The 18,965-nt window shown below is 62.0% G+C and carries 18 protein-coding genes and 1 pseudogene; 12 read left to right on the top strand and 7 right to left on the bottom strand.

Annotated features, from left to right (window positions below):
* Positions 1-180 precede the first annotated feature (180 nt).
* Positions 181-600: pseudogene (locus tag BM110_RS24770) on the bottom strand (DEAD/DEAH box helicase); the annotation flags it as partial.
* Positions 601-724: 124 nt separating this feature from the next.
* On the opposite strand from BM110_RS24770, the gene BM110_RS24765 reads away from it, so the two are divergent.
* Positions 725-1,144: a polyribonucleotide nucleotidyltransferase gene (locus BM110_RS24765; RefSeq protein ID WP_071489917.1), complete on the top strand. Its 420-nt coding sequence runs from the start codon at positions 725-727 to the stop codon at positions 1,142-1,144.
* Positions 1,145-1,153: 9 nt separating this feature from the next.
* Complete coding sequence (locus BM110_RS24760; protein WP_093125738.1) at positions 1,154-2,047, top strand: cation diffusion facilitator family transporter; 894 nt, start codon at positions 1,154-1,156, stop codon at positions 2,045-2,047.
* Here the strand turns inward: BM110_RS24760 and BM110_RS24755 are convergent.
* On the bottom strand, positions 2,044-3,072 hold the full coding sequence (locus BM110_RS24755) for a DUF6515 family protein (protein WP_093514312.1): 1,029 nt from the start codon (positions 3,070-3,072) through the stop codon (positions 2,044-2,046). The genes BM110_RS24760 and BM110_RS24755 overlap by 4 nt on opposite strands.
* Positions 3,073-3,469: 397 nt before the next feature.
* Here BM110_RS24755 and BM110_RS24750 point away from each other — a divergent pair, with 397 nt between their 5' ends.
* Together BM110_RS24750 and BM110_RS24745 are read left to right on the top strand one after the other, a co-directional pair.
* On the top strand, positions 3,470-3,949 hold the full coding sequence (locus BM110_RS24750) for an Lrp/AsnC family transcriptional regulator (protein WP_003194418.1): 480 nt from the start codon (positions 3,470-3,472) through the stop codon (positions 3,947-3,949).
* Between the two features lie 199 nt (positions 3,950-4,148).
* Entirely contained in the window at positions 4,149-4,358 is a 210-nt protein-coding gene (locus BM110_RS24745; RefSeq protein ID WP_025999909.1) for a DUF2788 domain-containing protein, read from the top strand.
* Here BM110_RS24745 and BM110_RS24740 read toward each other — a convergent pair.
* The 4 genes from BM110_RS24740 to BM110_RS24725 form a co-directional block, all read right to left on the bottom strand.
* Positions 4,353-4,988, bottom strand: coding sequence for a pseudouridine synthase (locus BM110_RS24740; RefSeq protein WP_071489914.1), 636 nt, complete (start codon positions 4,986-4,988; stop codon positions 4,353-4,355). The genes BM110_RS24745 and BM110_RS24740 overlap by 6 nt on opposite strands.
* A gap of 71 nt (positions 4,989-5,059) precedes the next feature.
* Positions 5,060-6,532: an AMP nucleosidase gene (amn, locus tag BM110_RS24735; RefSeq protein ID WP_161630243.1), complete on the bottom strand. Its 1,473-nt coding sequence runs from the start codon at positions 6,530-6,532 to the stop codon at positions 5,060-5,062.
* 178 nt (positions 6,533-6,710) lie between these two features.
* Positions 6,711-8,366 (bottom strand): acyl-CoA dehydrogenase family protein, encoded by a 1,656-nt coding sequence (locus BM110_RS24730; RefSeq protein ID WP_092248186.1) that lies wholly within the window; start codon positions 8,364-8,366, stop codon positions 6,711-6,713.
* Positions 8,367-8,435: 69 nt separating this feature from the next.
* A complete protein-coding gene (locus BM110_RS24725) occupies positions 8,436-10,826 on the bottom strand; it encodes a hybrid sensor histidine kinase/response regulator (RefSeq protein WP_092248183.1) in 2,391 nt (796 codons plus the stop codon).
* A 275-nt stretch (positions 10,827-11,101) separates the two neighbouring features.
* Between BM110_RS24725 and BM110_RS24720 the strand changes: the two genes are divergently transcribed.
* The 4 genes from BM110_RS24720 to BM110_RS24705 all read left to right on the top strand — a co-directional run bounded on the left by BM110_RS24720 (position 11,102) and on the right by BM110_RS24705 (position 14,622).
* The gene (locus tag BM110_RS24720; RefSeq protein WP_092248180.1) at positions 11,102-11,899 is read left to right on the top strand and encodes a hydroxymethylpyrimidine/phosphomethylpyrimidine kinase; all 798 of its coding nucleotides are present in this window, start codon (positions 11,102-11,104) and stop codon (positions 11,897-11,899) included.
* Positions 11,900-11,917: 18 nt separating this feature from the next.
* Complete coding sequence (thiE, locus tag BM110_RS24715) at positions 11,918-12,547, top strand: thiamine phosphate synthase (RefSeq protein ID WP_092248177.1); 630 nt, start codon at positions 11,918-11,920, stop codon at positions 12,545-12,547.
* 11 nt (positions 12,548-12,558) lie between these two features.
* A complete protein-coding gene (gene hemL / locus BM110_RS24710; protein ID WP_092248174.1) occupies positions 12,559-13,842 on the top strand; it encodes a glutamate-1-semialdehyde 2,1-aminomutase in 1,284 nt (427 codons plus the stop codon).
* A 225-nt stretch (positions 13,843-14,067) separates the two neighbouring features.
* The gene (locus BM110_RS24705; protein WP_071489908.1) at positions 14,068-14,622 is read left to right on the top strand and encodes a tetratricopeptide repeat protein; all 555 of its coding nucleotides are present in this window, start codon (positions 14,068-14,070) and stop codon (positions 14,620-14,622) included.
* Positions 14,623-14,630: 8 nt separating this feature from the next.
* Here the strand turns inward: BM110_RS24705 and BM110_RS24700 are convergent, their stop codons facing one another.
* On the bottom strand, positions 14,631-14,957 hold the full coding sequence (locus BM110_RS24700; protein WP_003194436.1) for a DUF1820 family protein: 327 nt from the start codon (positions 14,955-14,957) through the stop codon (positions 14,631-14,633).
* A gap of 131 nt (positions 14,958-15,088) precedes the next feature.
* Here BM110_RS24700 and miaB point away from each other — a divergent pair, with 131 nt between their 5' ends.
* The 4 genes from miaB (at position 15,089) to BM110_RS24680 (ending at position 18,957) form a co-directional block, all read left to right on the top strand.
* Complete coding sequence (miaB, locus tag BM110_RS24695; RefSeq protein WP_092248168.1) at positions 15,089-16,417, top strand: tRNA (N6-isopentenyl adenosine(37)-C2)-methylthiotransferase MiaB; 1,329 nt, start codon at positions 15,089-15,091, stop codon at positions 16,415-16,417.
* A 203-nt stretch (positions 16,418-16,620) separates the two neighbouring features.
* Positions 16,621-17,625 (top strand): PhoH family protein, encoded by a 1,005-nt coding sequence (locus tag BM110_RS24690; protein ID WP_092248165.1) that lies wholly within the window; start codon positions 16,621-16,623, stop codon positions 17,623-17,625.
* On the top strand, positions 17,618-18,076 hold the full coding sequence (gene ybeY / locus BM110_RS24685; protein ID WP_093125711.1) for an rRNA maturation RNase YbeY: 459 nt from the start codon (positions 17,618-17,620) through the stop codon (positions 18,074-18,076). The genes BM110_RS24690 and ybeY overlap by 8 nt, the downstream gene beginning before the upstream one ends.
* 41 nt (positions 18,077-18,117) lie before the next feature.
* Positions 18,118-18,957, top strand: a complete 840-nt coding sequence (locus BM110_RS24680; RefSeq protein ID WP_010206772.1) for an HlyC/CorC family transporter — start codon at positions 18,118-18,120, stop codon at positions 18,955-18,957.
* Positions 18,958-18,965 lie beyond the last annotated feature (8 nt).

Raw genomic sequence — 18,965 nt, 5'->3', positions numbered from 1 at the left:
TGAGCTACCTAAACGCACGATTTAAAGACAGGAATAGCGAGAGCGGAAGCAAGGGCAAAAGCAGGAGCGGGAGCAGGAGCAGGAGCAGGAGCAGGAGCAGGAGCATCAACGCCTTGTGGGCTTTGACTTTCAAGCAAGAGCAAAAGCAGGCAACGCCTTGTGGGCGTTGCCTCTAAGGCTTGACAAGCAGAAGCCTAAAAGCGAACCAATCAGCAAATCGTGGAACTCGTCGAAGATCAACAGGCCCACACCGTCCAGCGCCGGGTCGTCCTGCAGACGGCGGGTGAGGATGCCTTCGGTGACCACTTCGATGCGGGTGTCAGGGCCGACTTTGCTGTCCAGGCGGATGCGATAGCCGACCGTTTCGCCGACCTTTTCACCCAGCTCGCTGGCCAGGCGTTCGGCCGCGGCACGGGCGGCCAGGCGGCGGGGTTCGAGCATGAGAATGGTCTGCCCGGCCAGCCAGGGCTCGTTCAACAACGCCAAAGGCACACGGGTGGTTTTACCGGCGCCGGGCGGTGCTTCCAACACGGCTTCATGGCGATTCGCCAAGGCGTCACGCAGTGCGGGTAAAACTTCATCGATCGGCAACGAATTCATACTGGCTCCAAAGCAGAGCGGCGAGTATAACGGCGAACTGCCGAATGCCGACGATGGTCTCAAGGCCATTGCTGTAAGGCCGTTGCTATATAGTCGCGTATCCACCGTGTTCAGGAGAGTCCCCATGCGTATCGCTTCCCGTGTCATCGGCGGTGTCCTCGCCGTCACCCTGCTGAGCCAACTCACCGCCTGCGGGTCGATTTTCTACCCCGACCGCCGTGGCCAGATCGACGGCAAGATCGACCCGACCATCGCCGTGCTCGACGCCGTGGGCCTGCTGTTCTATGTGATCCCCGGCCTGATCGCGTTCGGTGTGGACTTCGCCACCGGCGCCATCTATTTCGAACCGGGCAAGACTGCCCAGGTCGACCCGGCCAAACTCCACGACGCCATTGGCGCCGACGGCAAGGTCGACAATGCCAAGCTGCAAAGCATCATCCAGAAGGAAACCGGCCGCAGCCTGCCGCTGGACGACCCGCGCATGATCCAGTTCAAAGGGAGTGTGCAGCAACTCGCGTCCCTGGGCCTGCAACCCGCCGCATAAGGACTGTCCATGACCAGCAGTCCCGAACACGCCAGGCTCTTGCGCCTGGCCACCCGCGCTTCGGTGGGCGTGGCCTGTGCGCTGATTATCACCAAGGCCATCGCCTGGTGGCTCAGCGGCTCGGTGAGCATGCTCGCCGGCTTGACCGATTCGCTGTTGGACGGCGTGACCTCGCTGTTGAATTTGCTCGCGGTGCACTACGCCTTGCGCCCGGCCGATGACGATCACCGCTATGGGCATGGCAAGGCTGAGTCGCTGTCCGGCATGGCGCAGGCGCTATTCATCGGCGGCAGTGCGGTGTTGATCGCGTTCCAGGCCTACCAGCGCCTGCAACACCCGGAGCCGGTCGGCGCACCGTGGCTGAGCATTGGCGTGATTGTGTTTTCCCTGGTCCTGACCGTGGCCTTGTTGATGCTGCAACACCGGGTGATCCGCGAAACCGGCTCCAACGCCGTGCGCGCCGACTCACTGCACTATCGCTCGGACCTGCTGCTCAACGGCAGCATCCTGGTGGCGCTGGTGCTGGCAGGGTTTGGCTACCATCAGGTGGACGCCTGGTTCGGCCTGGGCATTGCCGCCTATATCTTGTGGAGCGCGATCCAGATCGCCCGGGAAAGTTTTGCGGTACTGATGGACGAGGAGCTGCCGCCGGAGGTCAGCCAGCACATGCTGGAACTGGCCCGTGGTGTGCCCGGAGTGTTGGGCGCCCATGATTTGCGCACGCGGATTTCCGGCAGCCACTGGTTCGTACAACTGCACCTGGAATTGCCGGGGGAATTGACGCTGTCAGTGGCCCACGGCATCAGCGACCAGGCCGCCGATGCCATTCACAAAGCCTACCCGCGTGCCGAAGTGCTGGTGCACGCCGACCCACGGGAAGTGGTCACGGGCAATAAACCCTAGTACTGCACCTGATAGCCGCGACTGCTCAGGCAGTTGCCCTGGGCCTGGCGATAGGTTTGCACCACTGCAGGGTCGGGGGCGTAGGTCACTTGCTGCGGGTCGAAACCGCTTTGCTGCACCGCCCAGCGATAGCAGTCATAACCGTCCTGCTGCACCTGGGCCGGCGACTGGCCGTTGGTGGGATATGCCACCACATCATAGCCATTGCCTTGCGGCGCGGGCGGCGGCGGCACCTGCGTCGGTGGTTGCACGACCACGTACTGCTGGGAGCTGCTTTCGTAGGTGTAATAGGCACCCGCGGCGAGGAAGAACAGCGCGCCACCCACCCACACTTCACGCGCGTAGTCCGGCAGGTAATGCACACGGATGCCGTACGGTGGCGTCACCACCACATAACGCGGGCCTTGCGGGCGATACCAATAGCCGCCGGAGTAGAAGTAATCCTGGCCACGGTAAGGCACACGGTAGTTGCGGTCGGGGAAACGGTCGATCACATAGCCCGGGCGATGTTGCGGGCCTGGGCCCCAGCCATTGCCGTGGCCGTCGGGGCGCCCTGGCCAGCGGTTGTCGCCGGGACGCGAGCCGGGGCCGCCGGCTTCCCAGTGTTGATTGCCGTCATTGCGGCGCGGGATGTCGCGGTAGTAGCCCTGACGGGGCTCCTGGGTCTGGCGTACGGTGTCGGGGCGGCCCTGGATCGGCAGGTTGTTCGACGGTTGTGGCGGTGGGGGTTGCACCGGCCGCCCCTGCTCATTGCCCTGGGGACGTCCCTGCCATTGGCCGCCACCGTTCTGGCCGCCGCGATCAAAGTGCTGATTCTGCGGGCGTGGCTGATTGTTCTCCGGCCGTGGCGGGTTGCTCTGGGGGCGCGGCTGTTCATTGCCCCCTGGCCGTCCGCCCTCCGGCCCTCTTTCATGCTGACCACCGCCTTCACCACGCGGCCCGTTGTCACGTTCGTCGGCCACTGCCTGGGCGCCAACGGTAACCACCAGCAAACCTACACCTGCCATACGCCAGATGCGCTTCATGCTATTCCTCACTGCGGATTAGGGCCTGTCCATGAGACTGGAAAAGCCAGGCCCGGTTCTCGCACAGGTTATCAGCAGGCAAAAGAAAAGGGGTGACCCGTCGGCCACCCCTTGAGAACTTCGTCCTGGCTCAACGCTTTTGACGTTGGCTCACCTCACGCCGTCTTGTGGACAGTGTGCAGCCTGGAGGCCGGCTCAACCCTGCTCGGGTAGCGGCCGCAGCGAGCCTGATTGGGCGGGCTGCTGTGGACTGTTGTCCAGGCGGTGATTCTGTTGATAAAGATACCGGTAGACGGCCGACAGATGATTGCGAAGATTGCGTCAATAAACAGTGCTTGCGCAATTTTTAACCCTTCATGGATAATTCGCCGCAATAGTTACGACAAAGGCCAACCCAATGAGCAAGCTTGACCGATACGACCTGAGTATTTTGGCGGAATTGCAGCGCGACGCGAGGATCTCCAACCAGGAGTTGGCCGAACGCATCGGCCTGTCGCCGTCGCCCTGCTCACGCCGGGTCAAGCAACTGGAGGATGACGGCTACATCGCCCGCCAGGTCGCGTTGCTCGACCGAAAGATGCTCGGCCTGAGCCTGACCGCCTACGTGCTGATCGGCATGGACCGCCACACCCCCGAGCGTTTCGAGAACTTCGAGGCGGCGATCCGCACCCTGCCCCAGGTGCTGGAGTGCAGTTTGGTGACGGGGATGGATGCGGACTATCAGTTGAAGGTGGTGGTGCCGGACATGGACCACTACCAGAAATTGCTGCTCGGACACTTGACCCGCATCGAAGGTGTGACCAGCGTGCGCTCCAGCTTTGTGCTCAATCAGGTATTGAACAGCACCGAACTGCCCCTGACCCACCTGCGCACTTAAGATCGGTGAAGGTCAAATGTGGGAGGGGGCTTGCCCCCGATGGCTGAGTGTCAGTCAGTTATTTATCAACTGACCCACCGCTATCGGGGGCAAGCCCCCTCCCACATTTGGATTGCACTTCGATCCAGGTCAATGTTGCGTCGGTAACGCTGCCGTATACTGCCCGCCTGCCCTGTCGGAAAAATCCCCCATGAACAACATCGACCCCGCCCTCTTCGAAGAATGGATGATGACCGGCCTGGTCACGATCCTGATCATTTTCATGGGTTTTATCGTCTGGGACCTGGCGAAGAAGTCCAAGGCCGGGCGCTTTGGCTCGTTCATTCTGTTCTTCGTGCTGGGCCTGGGCGTGGCCGCGTTCATCATCAAGAGCGTGGTGATCGGCCTGATCGAGTCCGGCGCCTTATAAGCGCGCCGGCACTTCCTTCCACTGGCCTTGGTCCAGACCGTCGATCGACCAATCGCCAATCCGCACGCGCACCAGGCGCAAAGTAGGCAAACCGACAGCAGCGGTCATGCGCCGTACCTGTCGGTTGCGCCCCTCACGAATGACCAGTTCCAGCCAATGCGTCGGGACGCTTTTGCGAAAGCGCACGGGCGGGTTGCGCGGCCACAGCTCGGGCTCATCCAACTGCCGAGCCTCGGCGGGCAAGGTCATGCCGTCGTTCAGTTCGACGCCTTTGCGCAGGCGTTGCAACTGTTCTTCGGTGGGTTCGCCTTCCACCTGCACCCAGTAGGTTTTCGCCAGCTTGTGTTTGGGATCGGCAATCCGTGCCTGCAACTGGCCGTCATTGGTCAGCAGCAGCAGGCCTTCGCTATCACGGTCCAAACGGCCCGCCGGGTAGATGCCGGGAATATCGATGAAATCCTTGAGCGTCGCGCGGCCGCCTTCGTCGCTGAACTGGGTCAGCACATCGAACGGTTTATTGAACAGGATCAACTTCGGCTCGGCCGGAGGCGCCTTGGCGACACGCCGCGCAGCGGAATACGGGGGTTTCACGCCAGGGCGGCGCGAATCGGGACGGGTGGGACGGGACATGGCAAAGGAACATCTAACGGTCAGGACCGACAATGCTAGTGGCCTGACCGTTAAATGACCATCCCAACCGCTTAGCGGAACGGCGGCTCGTCGAAGCTGCGCAGTTTGCGCGAGTGCAGCGAGTTGAGTTCGGTGCGCAACAGGTCCACCGCCTCGATGCCGATCTTCAAGTGCTGGCTGACCGCACGCTCATAGAACGCGTTGGCCGAACCCGGCAGCTTGATTTCGCTGTGCAGCGGTTTGTCCGATACACACAACAAGGTGCCGTACGGCACCCGCAAGCGATAGCCTTGCGCGGCGATGGTGCCGCTCTCCATGTCCACGGCCACGGCGCGGGACAGGTTGATCAGTGGGCGTTCCTGGGCCCAGCGCAGTTCCCAGTTACGGTCGTCGTAGGTCAACACGGTGCCGGTACGCAGGCGTTTTTTCAGCTCTTCGCCTTTTTCGCCGGTAACGTTAGCCGCCGCTTGCTGCAACGCAAGCTGCACTTCAGCCAGCGCCGGGATCGGGATGTTCGGCGGCACCACGCGGTCGAGAATACCGTCGCGGCGCATGTAGGCGTGCGCCAGTACGTAGTCGCCGATGGTCTGGGATTGGCGCAGGCCGCCGCAGTGGCCGATCATCAGCCAGCAATGCGGACGCAGCACGGCCAGATGGTCGGTGATGTTCTTGGCGTTGGACGGGCCGACGCCGATGTTCACCAGGGTCACGCCATGGCCATCAGTGGCCTGCAGGTGATAGGCCGGCATCTGGTAACGGTGCCACACCACACCGGCGGCAATTGCCGACGCTTCGCCGTGATCCATGCTCTTGTCGATCACCACGTTGCCCGGCAGCACCATGCGGATAAAGCGCGGGTCGCTGCGCAGTTGCTCCAGGCCATGCAGGATGAACTGGTCGACATAACGGTGGTAGTTGGTCAGCAGGATCCACGGCTGCACATGGCGCCAGTCGCTGCCGGTGTAATGCACCAGGCGGCGCAGGGAGAAGTCCACGCGGGCCGCATCGAACAGTGCCAGGGGCAGTGGGTCGGTGTTTTCCCAGTCGTACAAGCCGTCGGCGATGCCATCGGTGGCGGCCGACAGGTCGGTGCTGGGGAATACACGGGCCAGGGTCGCGGCGGTCACGCCGGAACCGGCCAGTTCGTCGCCCTGCTCCACCACGTACGGGTACGGGATGTTCTGCTGGCTCACGCCGACTTCCACGGTCACGGTGAAGTCGTGCATCAACGGCACCAGTTGCTCCAGCAGGTATTTACGGAACGCCGCAGGATGGGTGACGGTGACGCTGTAGGTTCCCGGCAACTGGACCTTGGCATACGCCCGGGTGGTCTGTGGGACTTCGCCGTGGCAATGGTAGGTCAGGCGCAGTTCCGGGTAGCGAAACAGCGCACGTTGTTCGGCGTCGGGCTCGACGCGGTCTTTGAGGTATTGCTTGAGGGCTTGATTGAGCGCGCCAGTGGCACGCTCGTGCAGGGCCGCCAGCCGGTCCACGGCTTCTTCAGCGGTTTGAACGACAACAAAAGCTTCGGTCACGGTAAGCATCCTGTGTTCTGACTTGCAGGCCTTTATCTTGCCTGTATACCGGCCTCACCGAAACACCAGAGTTGGAATGCGGTAAATGTGGGAGGGGGCTTGCCCCGATAGCTGACTGTCAGCCAACACATCTATCGCTGACACACCGCTATCGGGGGCAAGCCCCCTCCCACATGTTTACCGCATTTTAGTCCGATAGATTGGGGGTGGAGCGGGCGATGAGAGCCTCCACATCTACGCCGCGTGGCAAGGTTCCATACACACGGCCAGACAAGCCACCCAACCGACTGGCAATAAACCCATCACTCACCGCCGCATTCCCCGCCTCCAACAACAACTTGGCCTGCAATGCCACGGCGATGTCTTCGGTGAGTTGCCGCGCACGGTACTGGATGTCCTGGGTGTCCATGAATGCCGACTTCAACTGCTCGATATGCCGCGCCAGCTGCCGGTCGCCGTGCCCATCGCCCAGTTCGACAAACAGCGCCTCCAGCACGCCCGGCTCTTTCGACAACGCCCGCAGCACGTCCAGGCACTGCACATTGCCGGACCCTTCCCACGTCGAGTTCACCGGTGCCTCACGGTACAGGCGCGGCAGAATGCTGTCTTCCACATACCCCGCGCCGCCCATGCACTCAGCGGCCTCGTTGATCATCGCTGGCGCACGTTTGCAGATCCAATACTTGCCCACCGCCGTCACCAGCCGGGCGAACTTGGCTTCCTGTTCATCGTCCAGATGATCCAGCGCACGGCCCATGCGCAGGCTCAGGGCCAGTGCGGATTCGCTTTCCAGCGCCAGGTCCGCCAGCACGTTCTGCATCAACGGCTGCTCGCTGAGCACGCGGCCGCCGACCGAACGATGGGCACAATGATGGCTGGCCTGGGTCAGCGCCTGGCGCATCAGGGCGCTGGAGCCGACCATGCAATCGAAGCGAGTCATGGCGACCATCTCGATGATGGTCGGCACGCCACGGCCTTCTTCGCCGATCATCCAGGCCAGGGCGCCACGGAATTCCACTTCGCTGGAAGCGTTGGAGCAGTTGCCGAGTTTGTTTTTCAGGCGCTGGATGTAGAACTCGTTGCGTGTGTCATCCGGACGGTGCCGGGGCAGCAGGAAACAGGTGAGGCCCTTGTCGGTTTGCGCCAGGGTCAAGAACGCATCACACATCGGTGCCGAACAGAACCACTTGTGGCCCACCAGTTCATAGGCCTGCCCTGGCCCGCCAGCGCCCACCGGATATGCCCGGGTGGTGTTGGCACGCACATCGGTGCCGCCCTGCTTCTCAGTCATGGCCATGCCGATGGTGGCACCGGCCTTGTGGGCGATGCCAACGTTGCGCGAATCGTATTGGGTGCCGAGGACTTTCGGCAGCCAGATATCGGCCAGGTCCGGCTGCAAACGCAGCGCCGGCACACAGGCGAAGGTCATGGTCAGCGGACAGCCGGTGCCCGCTTCGGCCTGGCTGTGCAGGTAGGTCATGGCGGCGCGGGCCACGTGGGCGCCGGACTGCGGATGGGCCCAGGGCAGTGACGGCAGGCCGTGTTCGACGGCGGTGCGCATCAGCTCGTGATAAGCCGGGTGAAATTCCACGAGGTCGATGCGACGACCATAACGGTCATGGCTGTTGAACACCGGCTTGTTCTGGTTGGCCAGGAACCCGGCTTCCATCAACGGCCCGCCCGCCAACGCACCGTAGGCGTCGATACGCGCCTGCGCCCAGCCGGCGCCAAAGCGGCGCGACCATTCCTGCAGGGGCAGATCGATACGGTACAGGTTGGTGCCGTCCAGGGACGGCGGTTGGTTGGTGACGTCGTGGGTTTCGGCGAATTGATGCAGATTCATGACGGGCCTCCAAGAAAAAAGGCCACGTTCAGTTGAGGCCTGCATTTCAGTTAAGCACCGTCATACCGCTTAAAAAAGTGACATACCCGCCGATTGTCCGGCGCTTTTGCCCTCTAACGGGCACAACAACCGACGCTCCAACACCACCTGCAACGCCTCGAAACGTACAGGCTTGGCCAGGCGCTCGGAAATCCCGATGCCATGGCAGCCCTCGCGCTCCGACACATTCAGTGACGAGCTCAAGGCGATCACCGGTAATTCGCCGCAGCCAGGCAACGCACGAATCTGACAGCACAACGAGAAACCGCCTTCTGGAACATCCAACAGCACTGCATCGAAATCCGCTGCCTGCAACGCCGCCAGCGCGCTCGGGCCGCTGTCCACGGTTTTCACCCGGTAACCGAGCTTGAGCAACATACCGCGCACCGCCAATTGGCCGACGCTGTTGTCATCCACCAACAGCACCGAGCATTCCTGGGGCGCACGTTGTTTGTCCGGTCCAGGCTTTGACTCGGACGGGACCGGGCTGACCTCTACTTCCAGCTGAAAGCGGCTGCCTTTGCGCGGCTCGGAATGATGGGTGAGGCGCCCGCCCAGCAGTTCGACCAGTTGCCGGCAGATGGCCAGGCCGATGCCCAGGCCGCCGTACTCACGAGTGGTGGAGCCATCCAGCTGGAAGAAGCGCTGGTACAGGGTGGCTTCATCAAGGAAAGCAAAGCCGATCCCGGTGTCGGTGACGATAAAACTCAGGCGAAGGCGACCATCGCTGTGGGGCACACCGACCACCCGCAGGCGCACCGAACCTTCGTGGGTGAACTTGAAGGCGTTATCCAGCAGGCAATCGAGGCACTGCAGCAGTTTGTCGGCATCGCCCAGCACGCGGTCCGGCAGCTCGTCCGCCACATCGATGGAAAAGGCCAGGCCCTTGCTCTGGGCGCTGGCGCTGAACTGCTGGCGCAAGGTGTCGAGCGTACCGCGCAGGCTGAACACCTCGGGCCGCGCAACCAGGCGCCCGGCCTGCAACTCGGTGAGGGTGAGGATGCCGTTGACCATGCGCATCATGTCCCGCGCCGAGCCGGCAGCGGTTTGCTGGTACTGCGCCAGGTCCGCATCCAGCGGCACGGTTTGCATGAGTTCGAGGGAGCCGATCACGCCGTTCATCGGGGTGCGCAGTTCGTGAGTCAGGGTGGCGAGGAATTCATCCTTGAGGCGGTTGCTGCGGGCCAATTGCTGGTTGAGCACTTCGAGCTTCTGGCTGGCATCGAACAGGATCTGCGCCTGTTGCTCACGCATTGCGTTGATGCGGTCGGCCAGGGCCAGGGACAACAACGCTACTTCGATCGCCGAACCGATCTGGCTGGCGTACATGGTCAGGAACACATTCGGCAGGTAGCCCAGCACCATCAGGGTATTGACCACCCCACCGAGCAGGAACGCCGACCAGGCAATGATGAAATAGCGCGCCACCCGCTGCCCGCAATACCAGGCCTTGATGGCCGCGACAAAGATGGTCACGGTAAATACCAGCGCCAAGCCGGTGGCCAGGCGCAGCGCCAGGGCGTAGCTGGTCATCAACGACAGCAGCATCACCACACCGCCACACGCCACCAGCCCCAGCAACAGACGGTTGATCCAGCGGCTGTGCTGGGCCGTGTGCAGAAAGCTGCGCGCAAACAGGCTGCCGAACAACGCGGCCGAGCCAATCAGGAACGGCGTCGCCGCATTCGCCCACCAGGGGTTGTCCGGCCAGAAGTACTCCACTGCCGCGCCATTGACCGACAGCTGGTACATGCCGAATGAAGCGATATACAGGATGTAATAGAGGTAGCTGGTGTCGCGCACGCTGAGATAGATGAACAGGTTGTACACCAGCATGCCCAGCAACACGCCGTAGATCAGGCCCAACACATACAGGCGCAGCGGCTGTTGTTCCAGGTAGGCGGTGCTGGACCACAGCGTCAAGGGCGCCTGGATCGAGCCTTCGCTTTGCAGGCGCAGGTAGACGGTTTTCGCTTCGCCCGGCGTGAAGTCGAGCTTGAACAGGTAGTTGTTCTGGCGAATCTCACGGGCGGCAAACGGCAGCGCATCCCCTGTGCGCCCGGCGAGGCGATAGGTGCCTGTGCTGTCGGGCAGGTACAGGTCCAGATGGTCGAGCGGCGGGTAGGCCAGCTCCAGCAACCAGGTGCGTTGGGCTTCAGGATTCTGAGGCAGGTAGTGCAGATTGACCTTGAGCCAGAACACCGAACGTGAGTAACCGGCGTTGAGCGTGTCTTTATCGTGGGGCTTGAACTGCGTGACGGCAGAGGGTGCGCTGACATCGGCGATCGTGAGGGCATCGGTCGGGTCTTCGAGCACTTGCAAGGCTCGACCCAGCGGCAGGCTGCGCGTGTCCTGGTTGAACTCGATGGCGCTGGCGAGCAGCGGCAGCCCGCACAACAATAAAATCAGCAAATAGCGCATAGAGCCCCAGCGTGGCCTGCCCGGTTATGTCAAAAAGCCCCCCATTCCTTTTGAGAAGACGTACACCGGCAATACAGTTAGTAGTTTGGATCCACTCTAGCATAGCCACTAAAGGCTATTGGACACCATTGAAATAATTTTTTGAAAGGCTCTAGAACGCGGCTTTCAGCAATGTTCATGCACTCACCTGGATTGCTGAAACCTTCCACCCGCGGTGAAAATCCTCTTTCGCGCAACAGCCCCGCCAAAAGCGTTTGGTGGTAAGCTCGCGCACCATGAATATCTACAGCTCTCGCCCCGTTGTCCTCTGTCTCTCCGGCCATGACCCCAGTGGTGGCGCCGGCTTGCAGGCAGATATCGAAGCCCTGCTCGCCCAGGGTTGCCACGCGGCTCCGGCCGTCACCGCGCTGACCGTGCAGAACACGGTCAACGTCAGCGACTTCCGCGTGCTCGACCGCGAATGGGTACTGGCCCAGGCCAATGCCGTGCTCGGCGACTCCGAAGTGGCGGCGGTCAAGCTCGGCATGCTCGGTTCCACCGCGATGGTCGACACCGTGGTCGAACTGCTGCAGGCGCATCCGCACCTGCCGGTGGTGTGCGACCCGGTACTGCGCGCCGGTGGCGGCGGTAGCCTGGGCAAGGACGAGGTCGGTTATGCGATGCGCGAGCGGCTGTTGCCGTTGTCGCTGATCGCCACGCCGAACCTGCCCGAAGCGCGCATCCTCGCCGAGCTGCCGGAAGGCTCGGCGGACGAATGCGCCGAGAAGCTGCTGCCGTATATCAGGCATTTGCTGATCACCGGCGGGCATGGCGACGAGCACGAAGTACACAACCGCCTCTACAGCCGCGACGGCACGCGCCAGACCTTTACCTGCCAGCGCCTGCCTGGCAGTTATCACGGTTCGGGCTGCACGCTGGCCAGTGCCCTGTCGGGCCGGATCGCCCAGGGCGAAGGCCTGGTGAGCGCCGTGCAATCGGCCCTCAACTACACTTGGCGCACCCTGCGTGACGCAGAACAACTCGGCCAGGGCCAGTTCGTGCCGCGCCGTCTGCCGCTGGATTTCTGCTCTTAACAGCACGAGGCCTGCCTGATGAAACTACGTGGCCTTTACGCCATTACCGACAGCCAACTGTTGGCCGGCAAATTCCTCGCCTACGTCGAAGCGGCGCTGGACGGTGGCGTGACCCTGCTGCAATACCGCGACAAAAGCAGCGACGAAGCCCGGCGCCTGCGTGAAGCAGAAAAGCTGCGGGAGCTGTGCTCGCGCTACAAAACCCAACTCATTATCAACGACGACGCCGAACTGGCCGCGCGCCTCGGCGTCGGCGTGCACCTGGGCCAGACCGACGGCCCGCTGACCCCGGCCCGTGCCCTGCTCGGCTCCAAGGCCATCATCGGTTCCACCTGCCACAGCCAGATCGAACTGGCCGAGCAGGCTGCCAAGGAAGGTGCGAGCTACGTCGCCTTCGGTCGCTTCTTCAATTCCAGTACCAAGCCCGGCGCCCCGGCCGCCACCGTCGAAATGCTGGCCCTGGCCCGTGCGCGCCTGCAGCTGCCGATCTGCGTGATCGGCGGCATCACCCTGGAGAACGCCGAACCCCTGGTGGCCCACGGTGCCGACCTGCTGGCGGTGGTGCACGGCCTGTTTGGCGCCGATAGCACCCAGGAAGTCACGCGCCGCGCCCGTGCGTTCAACGACCTTCTTAAAATTTCAGTTTAGAGAGCCCGATCATGTCCCGTTCCGAAACGCTGTTTGCCAATGCCCAGAAACACATCCCCGGCGGTGTGAACTCCCCCGTGCGTGCGTTCAAGAGCGTGGGCGGCACGCCGCTGTTCTTCAAGCATGCCGAAGGCGCCTACGTCACCGACGAAGATGACAAGCGCTACGTGGACTACGTCGGCTCCTGGGGCCCGATGATCCTCGGCCACAGCCACCCGGACGTACTGGACGCGGTGCGCAAGCAACTGGAACACGGCCTGTCCTACGGCGCGCCGACCGCCATGGAAACCGAGATGGCGGACCTGGTCTGCTCGATCGTGCCGTCGATGGAAATGGTGCGCATGGTCAGCTCCGGCACCGAAGCCACCATGAGCGCAATCCGCCTGGCCCGTGGTTTCACCGGCCGCGACAGCATCATCAAGTTCGAAGGCTGCTACCACGGCCACTCCGACAGCCTGTTGGTCAAGGCCGGTTCTGGCGCGCTGACCCAAGGTGTCCCTAGCTCGGCGGGCGTGCCTGCCGCGTTTGCCAAGCACACCCTGACCCTGCCGTTCAACGACATCGCCGCCGTCGAGCAGATGCTCAATGAAGTGGGCCAGGACGTGGCCTGCATCATCGTCGAGCCGGTGGCCGGCAATATGAACTGCGTGCCGCCCGCGCCAGGCTTTCTGGAAGGCCTGCGCGAACAGTGCGACAAACACGGCGTGGTGCTGATTTTCGACGAAGTGATGACCGGTTTCCGCGTCGCCCTCGGCGGCGCCCAGGCGCACTACGGCGTCACGCCGGACCTGAGCACCTTCGGCAAGATCATCGGCGGCGGCATGCCGGTGGGCTGCTTCGGCGGCAAGCGCGAGATCATGCAGCACATCGCGCCGCTTGGCCCGGTGTACCAGGCGGGCACCTTGTCGGGTAACCCACTGGCCATGGCCGCCGGCTTGACCACCCTGCGCCTGATCAGCCGCCCGGGCTTCCACGCCGAGCTGACCGACTACACCACGCGCCTGCTCGACGGCCTGCAACAGCGCGCCGATGCCGCAGGCATTCCGTTTGTCACCACCCAGGCGGGCGGTATGTTCGGCCTGTACTTCAGCGGTGCCGACGATATCGTCACTTTTGACGACGTAATGGGCAGCGATGCCGGTCTGTTCAAACGCTTCTTCCACCTGATGCTGGAAGGCGGCGTATACCTGGCACCGAGCGCTTTCGAAGCCGGCTTCACCTCGATCGCCCACGGCGAAGCCGAGCTGAAACTGACCCTCGACGCCGCCGAACGCGCCTTCGCCGCACTGAAGTAACAGGCCGCAACCATCAGGCACCCCGCAAACGGTGTCTGATTTGCTACTTTGCTTACAGATATTTCCGAGTTTTTCCGAGAATTCACCTGCAATCCGGCAGATAACTTGCCCAAGCAGCAGAAAAACGAGTAAAGACTTTGTAAGCAGAGGCCTGCTTATTTCATAATGCGCGCTTATTGGATCCCCCGAGGGTCCGCGTGCCCCGTCAGAGGTAAGTCGATTCCCATGAAACGCACCGGCCGCACCCTGGTTCTGGGCTGCCTGTTGCTCCTTCAGCCGCTGCTGGCACATGCACAAGCAGGCGGCAACTCGTTGTTAATCCCAGCGATGGGTCGTTGCACCCTCAATACCCAGCCAGACAGCCAGGCCGAAGCCCTGAGCGCGTGCCAGAAGCAGGCCGACGGCGGGGATGCGCAGGCGCAATACGAGTTGGGCGAGTACTTCCACGACAGCAAGAACCCTGCCCGCGACCTCAACAAGGCCTTGAGCTACTTCGAGAAAGCGTCGTTGCAGGGCCATGCCCAAGCGCAATTCCAGTTGGGCAACATGTTCTTCAAGGGCGAAGGCGTGCCGGCCAACAACGTCCAGGCCTACATCGTGCTGAAAATGGCCGCGGTCAACGGCGCTGAAGACGCGCTGGACACCGCCGACGAAGTCGCCGAGCACATGCAGCGCGATGAACTGGAAGTGGCGACCCAGGTGCTGGGCCAGATTTTCCGCAACTACCTTCTGGAACTGCAGAGCGCCGATGGGCGTTCGCCCTTCTCACCGCTGCCCTGACAGCCGCCTTACTTCTCCGGCATTGGCATCGGAAATGGCATCACATTGCTGGTGCCCCGCGCCTCGCTGATCTTCGGCGTGCCCAGGCGCTCGACTTCATCGATGCGCACAATCGAATGCATCGGCACAAAGCTGCGCACCACGCCTTCGAACTGCGCCTTGAGCTTCTCTTCGCCCGGGTCGACGACCAACTGGGTGCGCTCGCCAAAGACGAACTCTTCCACCTCCAGGAAACCCCACAGATCACTTTGATAGATCTGCTTGGCGTACATTTCGAACACCTGGCCCTGGTTGAGGAAAATCACCTTGTAGATTGGAGCTTCACGTTTGGTCATGGTGGGCGAACAACACATCGGGGATATAAAAGAGGGCGCGAACTATAGCATGGCACCCGATGCACAACGCTAGGAACCAATGGGCATGCCCCCTATAATGCGCGGTTCTTTACCACCAGTTGACGATTCCCATGGCCAAGAAGCTTTACATCGAAACCCACGGTTGCCAGATGAACGAGTACGACAGCTCGCGCATGGTCGATCTGCTGGGCGAACACCAGGCCCTGGAAGTCACCGCCCGCGCCGAAGATGCCGACGTGATCCTGCTCAATACCTGCTCGATCCGCGAGCGGGCCCAGGACCGTGTGTACTCGCAACTGGGCCGCTGGCGCGAATTGAAACTGGCCAACCCGGACATGGTGATCGCCGTCGGCGGTTGCGTGGCCAGCCAGGAAGGCGCCGCGATCCGCGACCGCGCACCTTATGTCGACGTGGTCTTCGGCCCGCAGACCCTGCACCGCCTGCCGGAAATGATCGACGCCGCGCGCGCTACCAAGCTGCCGCAGGTGGATGTGTCGTTCCCGGAGATCGAAAAATTCGACCACTTGCCCGAACCCCGTATCGATGGGCCAAGCGCCTATGTGTCGGTGATGGAAGGCTGCAGCAAGTACTGTACCTTCTGCGTGGTGCCCTACACACGCGGTGAAGAAGTCAGCCGGCCATTTGACGATGTGCTGTCGGAAATCATCCACCTGGCCGAAAACGGCGTGCGCGAAGTGACCCTGCTGGGCCAGAACGTCAATGGCTACCGCGGCCTGACCGAGGATGGCCGCCTGGCCGACCTGGCGGAGCTGATCCGCGTGGTGGCTGCCGTGGACGGTATCGAGCGCATCCGCTACACCACCTCACACCCGCTGGAGTTCTCCGACAGCCTGATCCAGGCCCACGCTGAAGTGCCGGAGCTGGTCAAGCACCTGCACTTGCCGGTGCAATCGGGCTCGGACCGCATTCTGGCGGCCATGAAACGCAACCACACCGCCCTGGAATACAAATCCAAACTGCGCAAATTGCGCGCAGCGGTGCCGGGCATCTGCATCAGTTCGGACTTTATCGTCGGCTTCCCCGGCGAGACCGAGAAAGACTTCGAGCAGACCATGAAGCTGATCGAAGATGTCGGCTTCGACTTCTCCTATTCGTTCGTCTACAGCCAACGCCCCGGCACCCCGGCGGCCGACCTGGCGGACGACACCCCGGAAGCGCTGAAAAAAGAGCGCCTCAATGCGCTGCAACACCGCTTGAACCAGCAGGGTTTCGAGATCAGCCGACAAATGGTCGGGTCTGTCCAGCGCATCCTGGTCACCGACTATTCGAAAAAAGACCCGGGCGAATTGCAGGGGCGTACCGAGAACAACCGAATCGTAAACTTCCGTTGCGATAATCCGACCCTGATCGGCCAGTTTGCCGATGTGCACATCGATGCGGCGCAGCCGCATTCGTTGCGCGGGTCATTGCGGCAATAATTGCCTGATTAGGTGGGAGGGGGCTTGCCCCCGCTGACGGCGTGTCAGACACAGATGTTTTATCTGAACCGGCGCTATCGGGGGCAAGCGCCCTCCCACATTCTGACCGCGCAACATTCCGATGACGTAAGTGCTTTCGCGCACGGGCAGCTGGCGTTATTCTCTCTTTCACCTCAACAGCCAAAGGGCGGCTAAAAACAACCTTGAACGCACCCATAGCAGAACCCCATCGTTTTCTCCTCGAGCCCTTTGAGGCTCGCCGTTTCGCCAATCTGTGCGGACAGTTCGACGAGCACCTGCGCCTGATCGAACAACGCCTGAGCATCGAGATCCGCAACCGCGGCAATCAGTTCGAGCTCATTGGTGAACCCCAACACACCACGTCCGCAGAAAACCTGCTGCGCCGCCTCTACCGCGAAACCAAGGGTAGCGAGCTGTCGCCGGAAACCGTGCACCTGTACCTGCAGGAATCGGCCGTCGAAGACCTGGCCAATAACCCCGTGGCCGAAGCCAGCGTGGCCCTGCGTACCAAAAAAGGCATGATTCGCCCGCGCGGCTTGAATCAGCAGAAGTACGTCAAGGAAATCCTCGGCAACGACATCAACTTCGGCATCGGCCCCGCCGGTACCGGCAAGACCTACCTGGCCGTGGCCTGCGCAGTCGACGCGCTGGAACGCGAGCAAGTGCGCCGCATCCTGCTGGTACGCCCGGCGGTCGAGGCTGGCGAGAAGCTCGGCTTCCTGCCCGGCGACCTCGCCCAGAAGATCGACCCGTACCTGCGCCCGCTCTACGACGCACTGTACGAGATGCTTGGCTTCGAATACGTGGCCAAGCTGATCGAACGCCAGGTGATCGAGATCGCCCCGCTGGCCTACATGCGTGGTCGTACCTTGAACAACAGCTTCATCATCCTCGACGAAAGCCAGAACACCACGGTCGAGCAGATGAAGATGTTCCTCACCCGCATCGGTTTCGGCTCCACCGCCGTGATCACCGGCGATGTCACCCAGGTCGACCTGCCCAAAGGCACCAAGTCGGGCCTGGCCCAGGTGATCGAGGTGCTCAAGGACGTGCCGGGCATCAGCTTCACGCACTTCATGCCCAAGGATGTGGTTCGTCACCCGCTGGTGCAGCGCATCGTCGAAGCCTACGAGCGCTTCGACCATCGCGACGATGCACCGGCCAAGGACCTTCGCCGCGATGCTTGAGCTAGACCTGCAGCTGGCCACCGAAGCGCCCGCCCCCAGCGAAGCCCAGTTCCGTCAGTGGTGCGCCCTGGCCCTGCGCCAGCGCACCGCCGACTCGGAACTGACCATTCGCCTGGTGGACGAGCCCGAGGGCCGCGAACTGAATCACACCTGGCGCCAGAAGGATTACGCGACCAATGTGCTGTCCTTCCCCGCCGATGTGCCGGATGAGCTGCTGGATATCCCGTTGCTGGGCGATCTGGTCATCTGTGTCGCCGTGGTGGAGCGCGAGGCAAAGGAACAAGGCAAGGAACTTGAAGCCCACTGGGCCCATCTAGTCATCCACGGCTGCTTGCATCTCTTGGGTTACGACCATATAGACGATGAGGAAGCCGAGGAAATGGAAACACTGGAACAAACGTTGCTTGCAGAATTGGGTCATCCGGACCCATATGCCGACGACGAAGCTTAAAAACACTCAACTGTAACAATAAAGGATTCAGAGTAATCGCTATGAGCGAAGACCGATCGAGCAACGGGCAGAAGTCATGGCTGGGTAAACTGACCCAGGCTTTTGCCCACGAGCCGAAAAACCGCCAGGAGCTCTTGGAGCTGCTGCGCGAGGCCCATCAGAACAAGTTGCTGGACAGCGAAGCGCTGGCCATTGTCGAGGGCGCCATCCAGGTGGCTGACCTGCAAGTACGGGACATCATGGTCCCGCGCTCGCAGATGATCAGCATCAAGGCGACCCAGACCCCACGGGAGTTCCTCCCGGCCGTGATCGACTCGGCGCACTCGCGCTACCCGGTGATCGGTGAAAGCCATGACGATGTCATGGGCGTCCTGCTTGCCAAGGACCTGCTGCCGCTGATCCTCAAGGAGAACGGCGACAGCTTCAATATCAAGGACTTGCTGCGTCCGGCCACCTTCGTGCCTGAATCCAAGCGCCTGAACGTGTTGCTGCGCGAATTCCGCGCCAACCACAATCACATGGCCATTGTGATCGACGAATACGGCGGCGTAGCTGGCCTGGTGACGATTGAAGACGTGCTGGAACAGATCGTCGGCGATATCGAAGACGAACACGACGTCGAAGAAGACAGCTACATCAAGCCACTGCCCAGCGGTGACTTCCTGATCAAGGCGCTGACGCCGATCGAGAACTTCAACGAGTTCTTCGACAGCGAATTCTCCGACGATGAGTTCGACACCGTCGGAGGCCTGGTGATGAGTGCGTTCGGGCACCTGCCCAAGCGTAACGAAACCACCGAGATCGGCGCGTATCGCTTCCGTATCCTGAATGCCGACAGCCGTCGCATCCACCTGATCCGCCTGACACCAATTGCCCGCTAAGGAATGAC

This window comes from Pseudomonas sp. NFPP28, assembly GCF_900115535.1.
GTDB lineage: Bacteria > Pseudomonadota > Gammaproteobacteria > Pseudomonadales > Pseudomonadaceae > Aquipseudomonas > Aquipseudomonas extremorientalis.
Note: the sequence above shows the minus strand (reverse complement) of the source record. Positions and strands in the feature narration are given on the sequence as shown.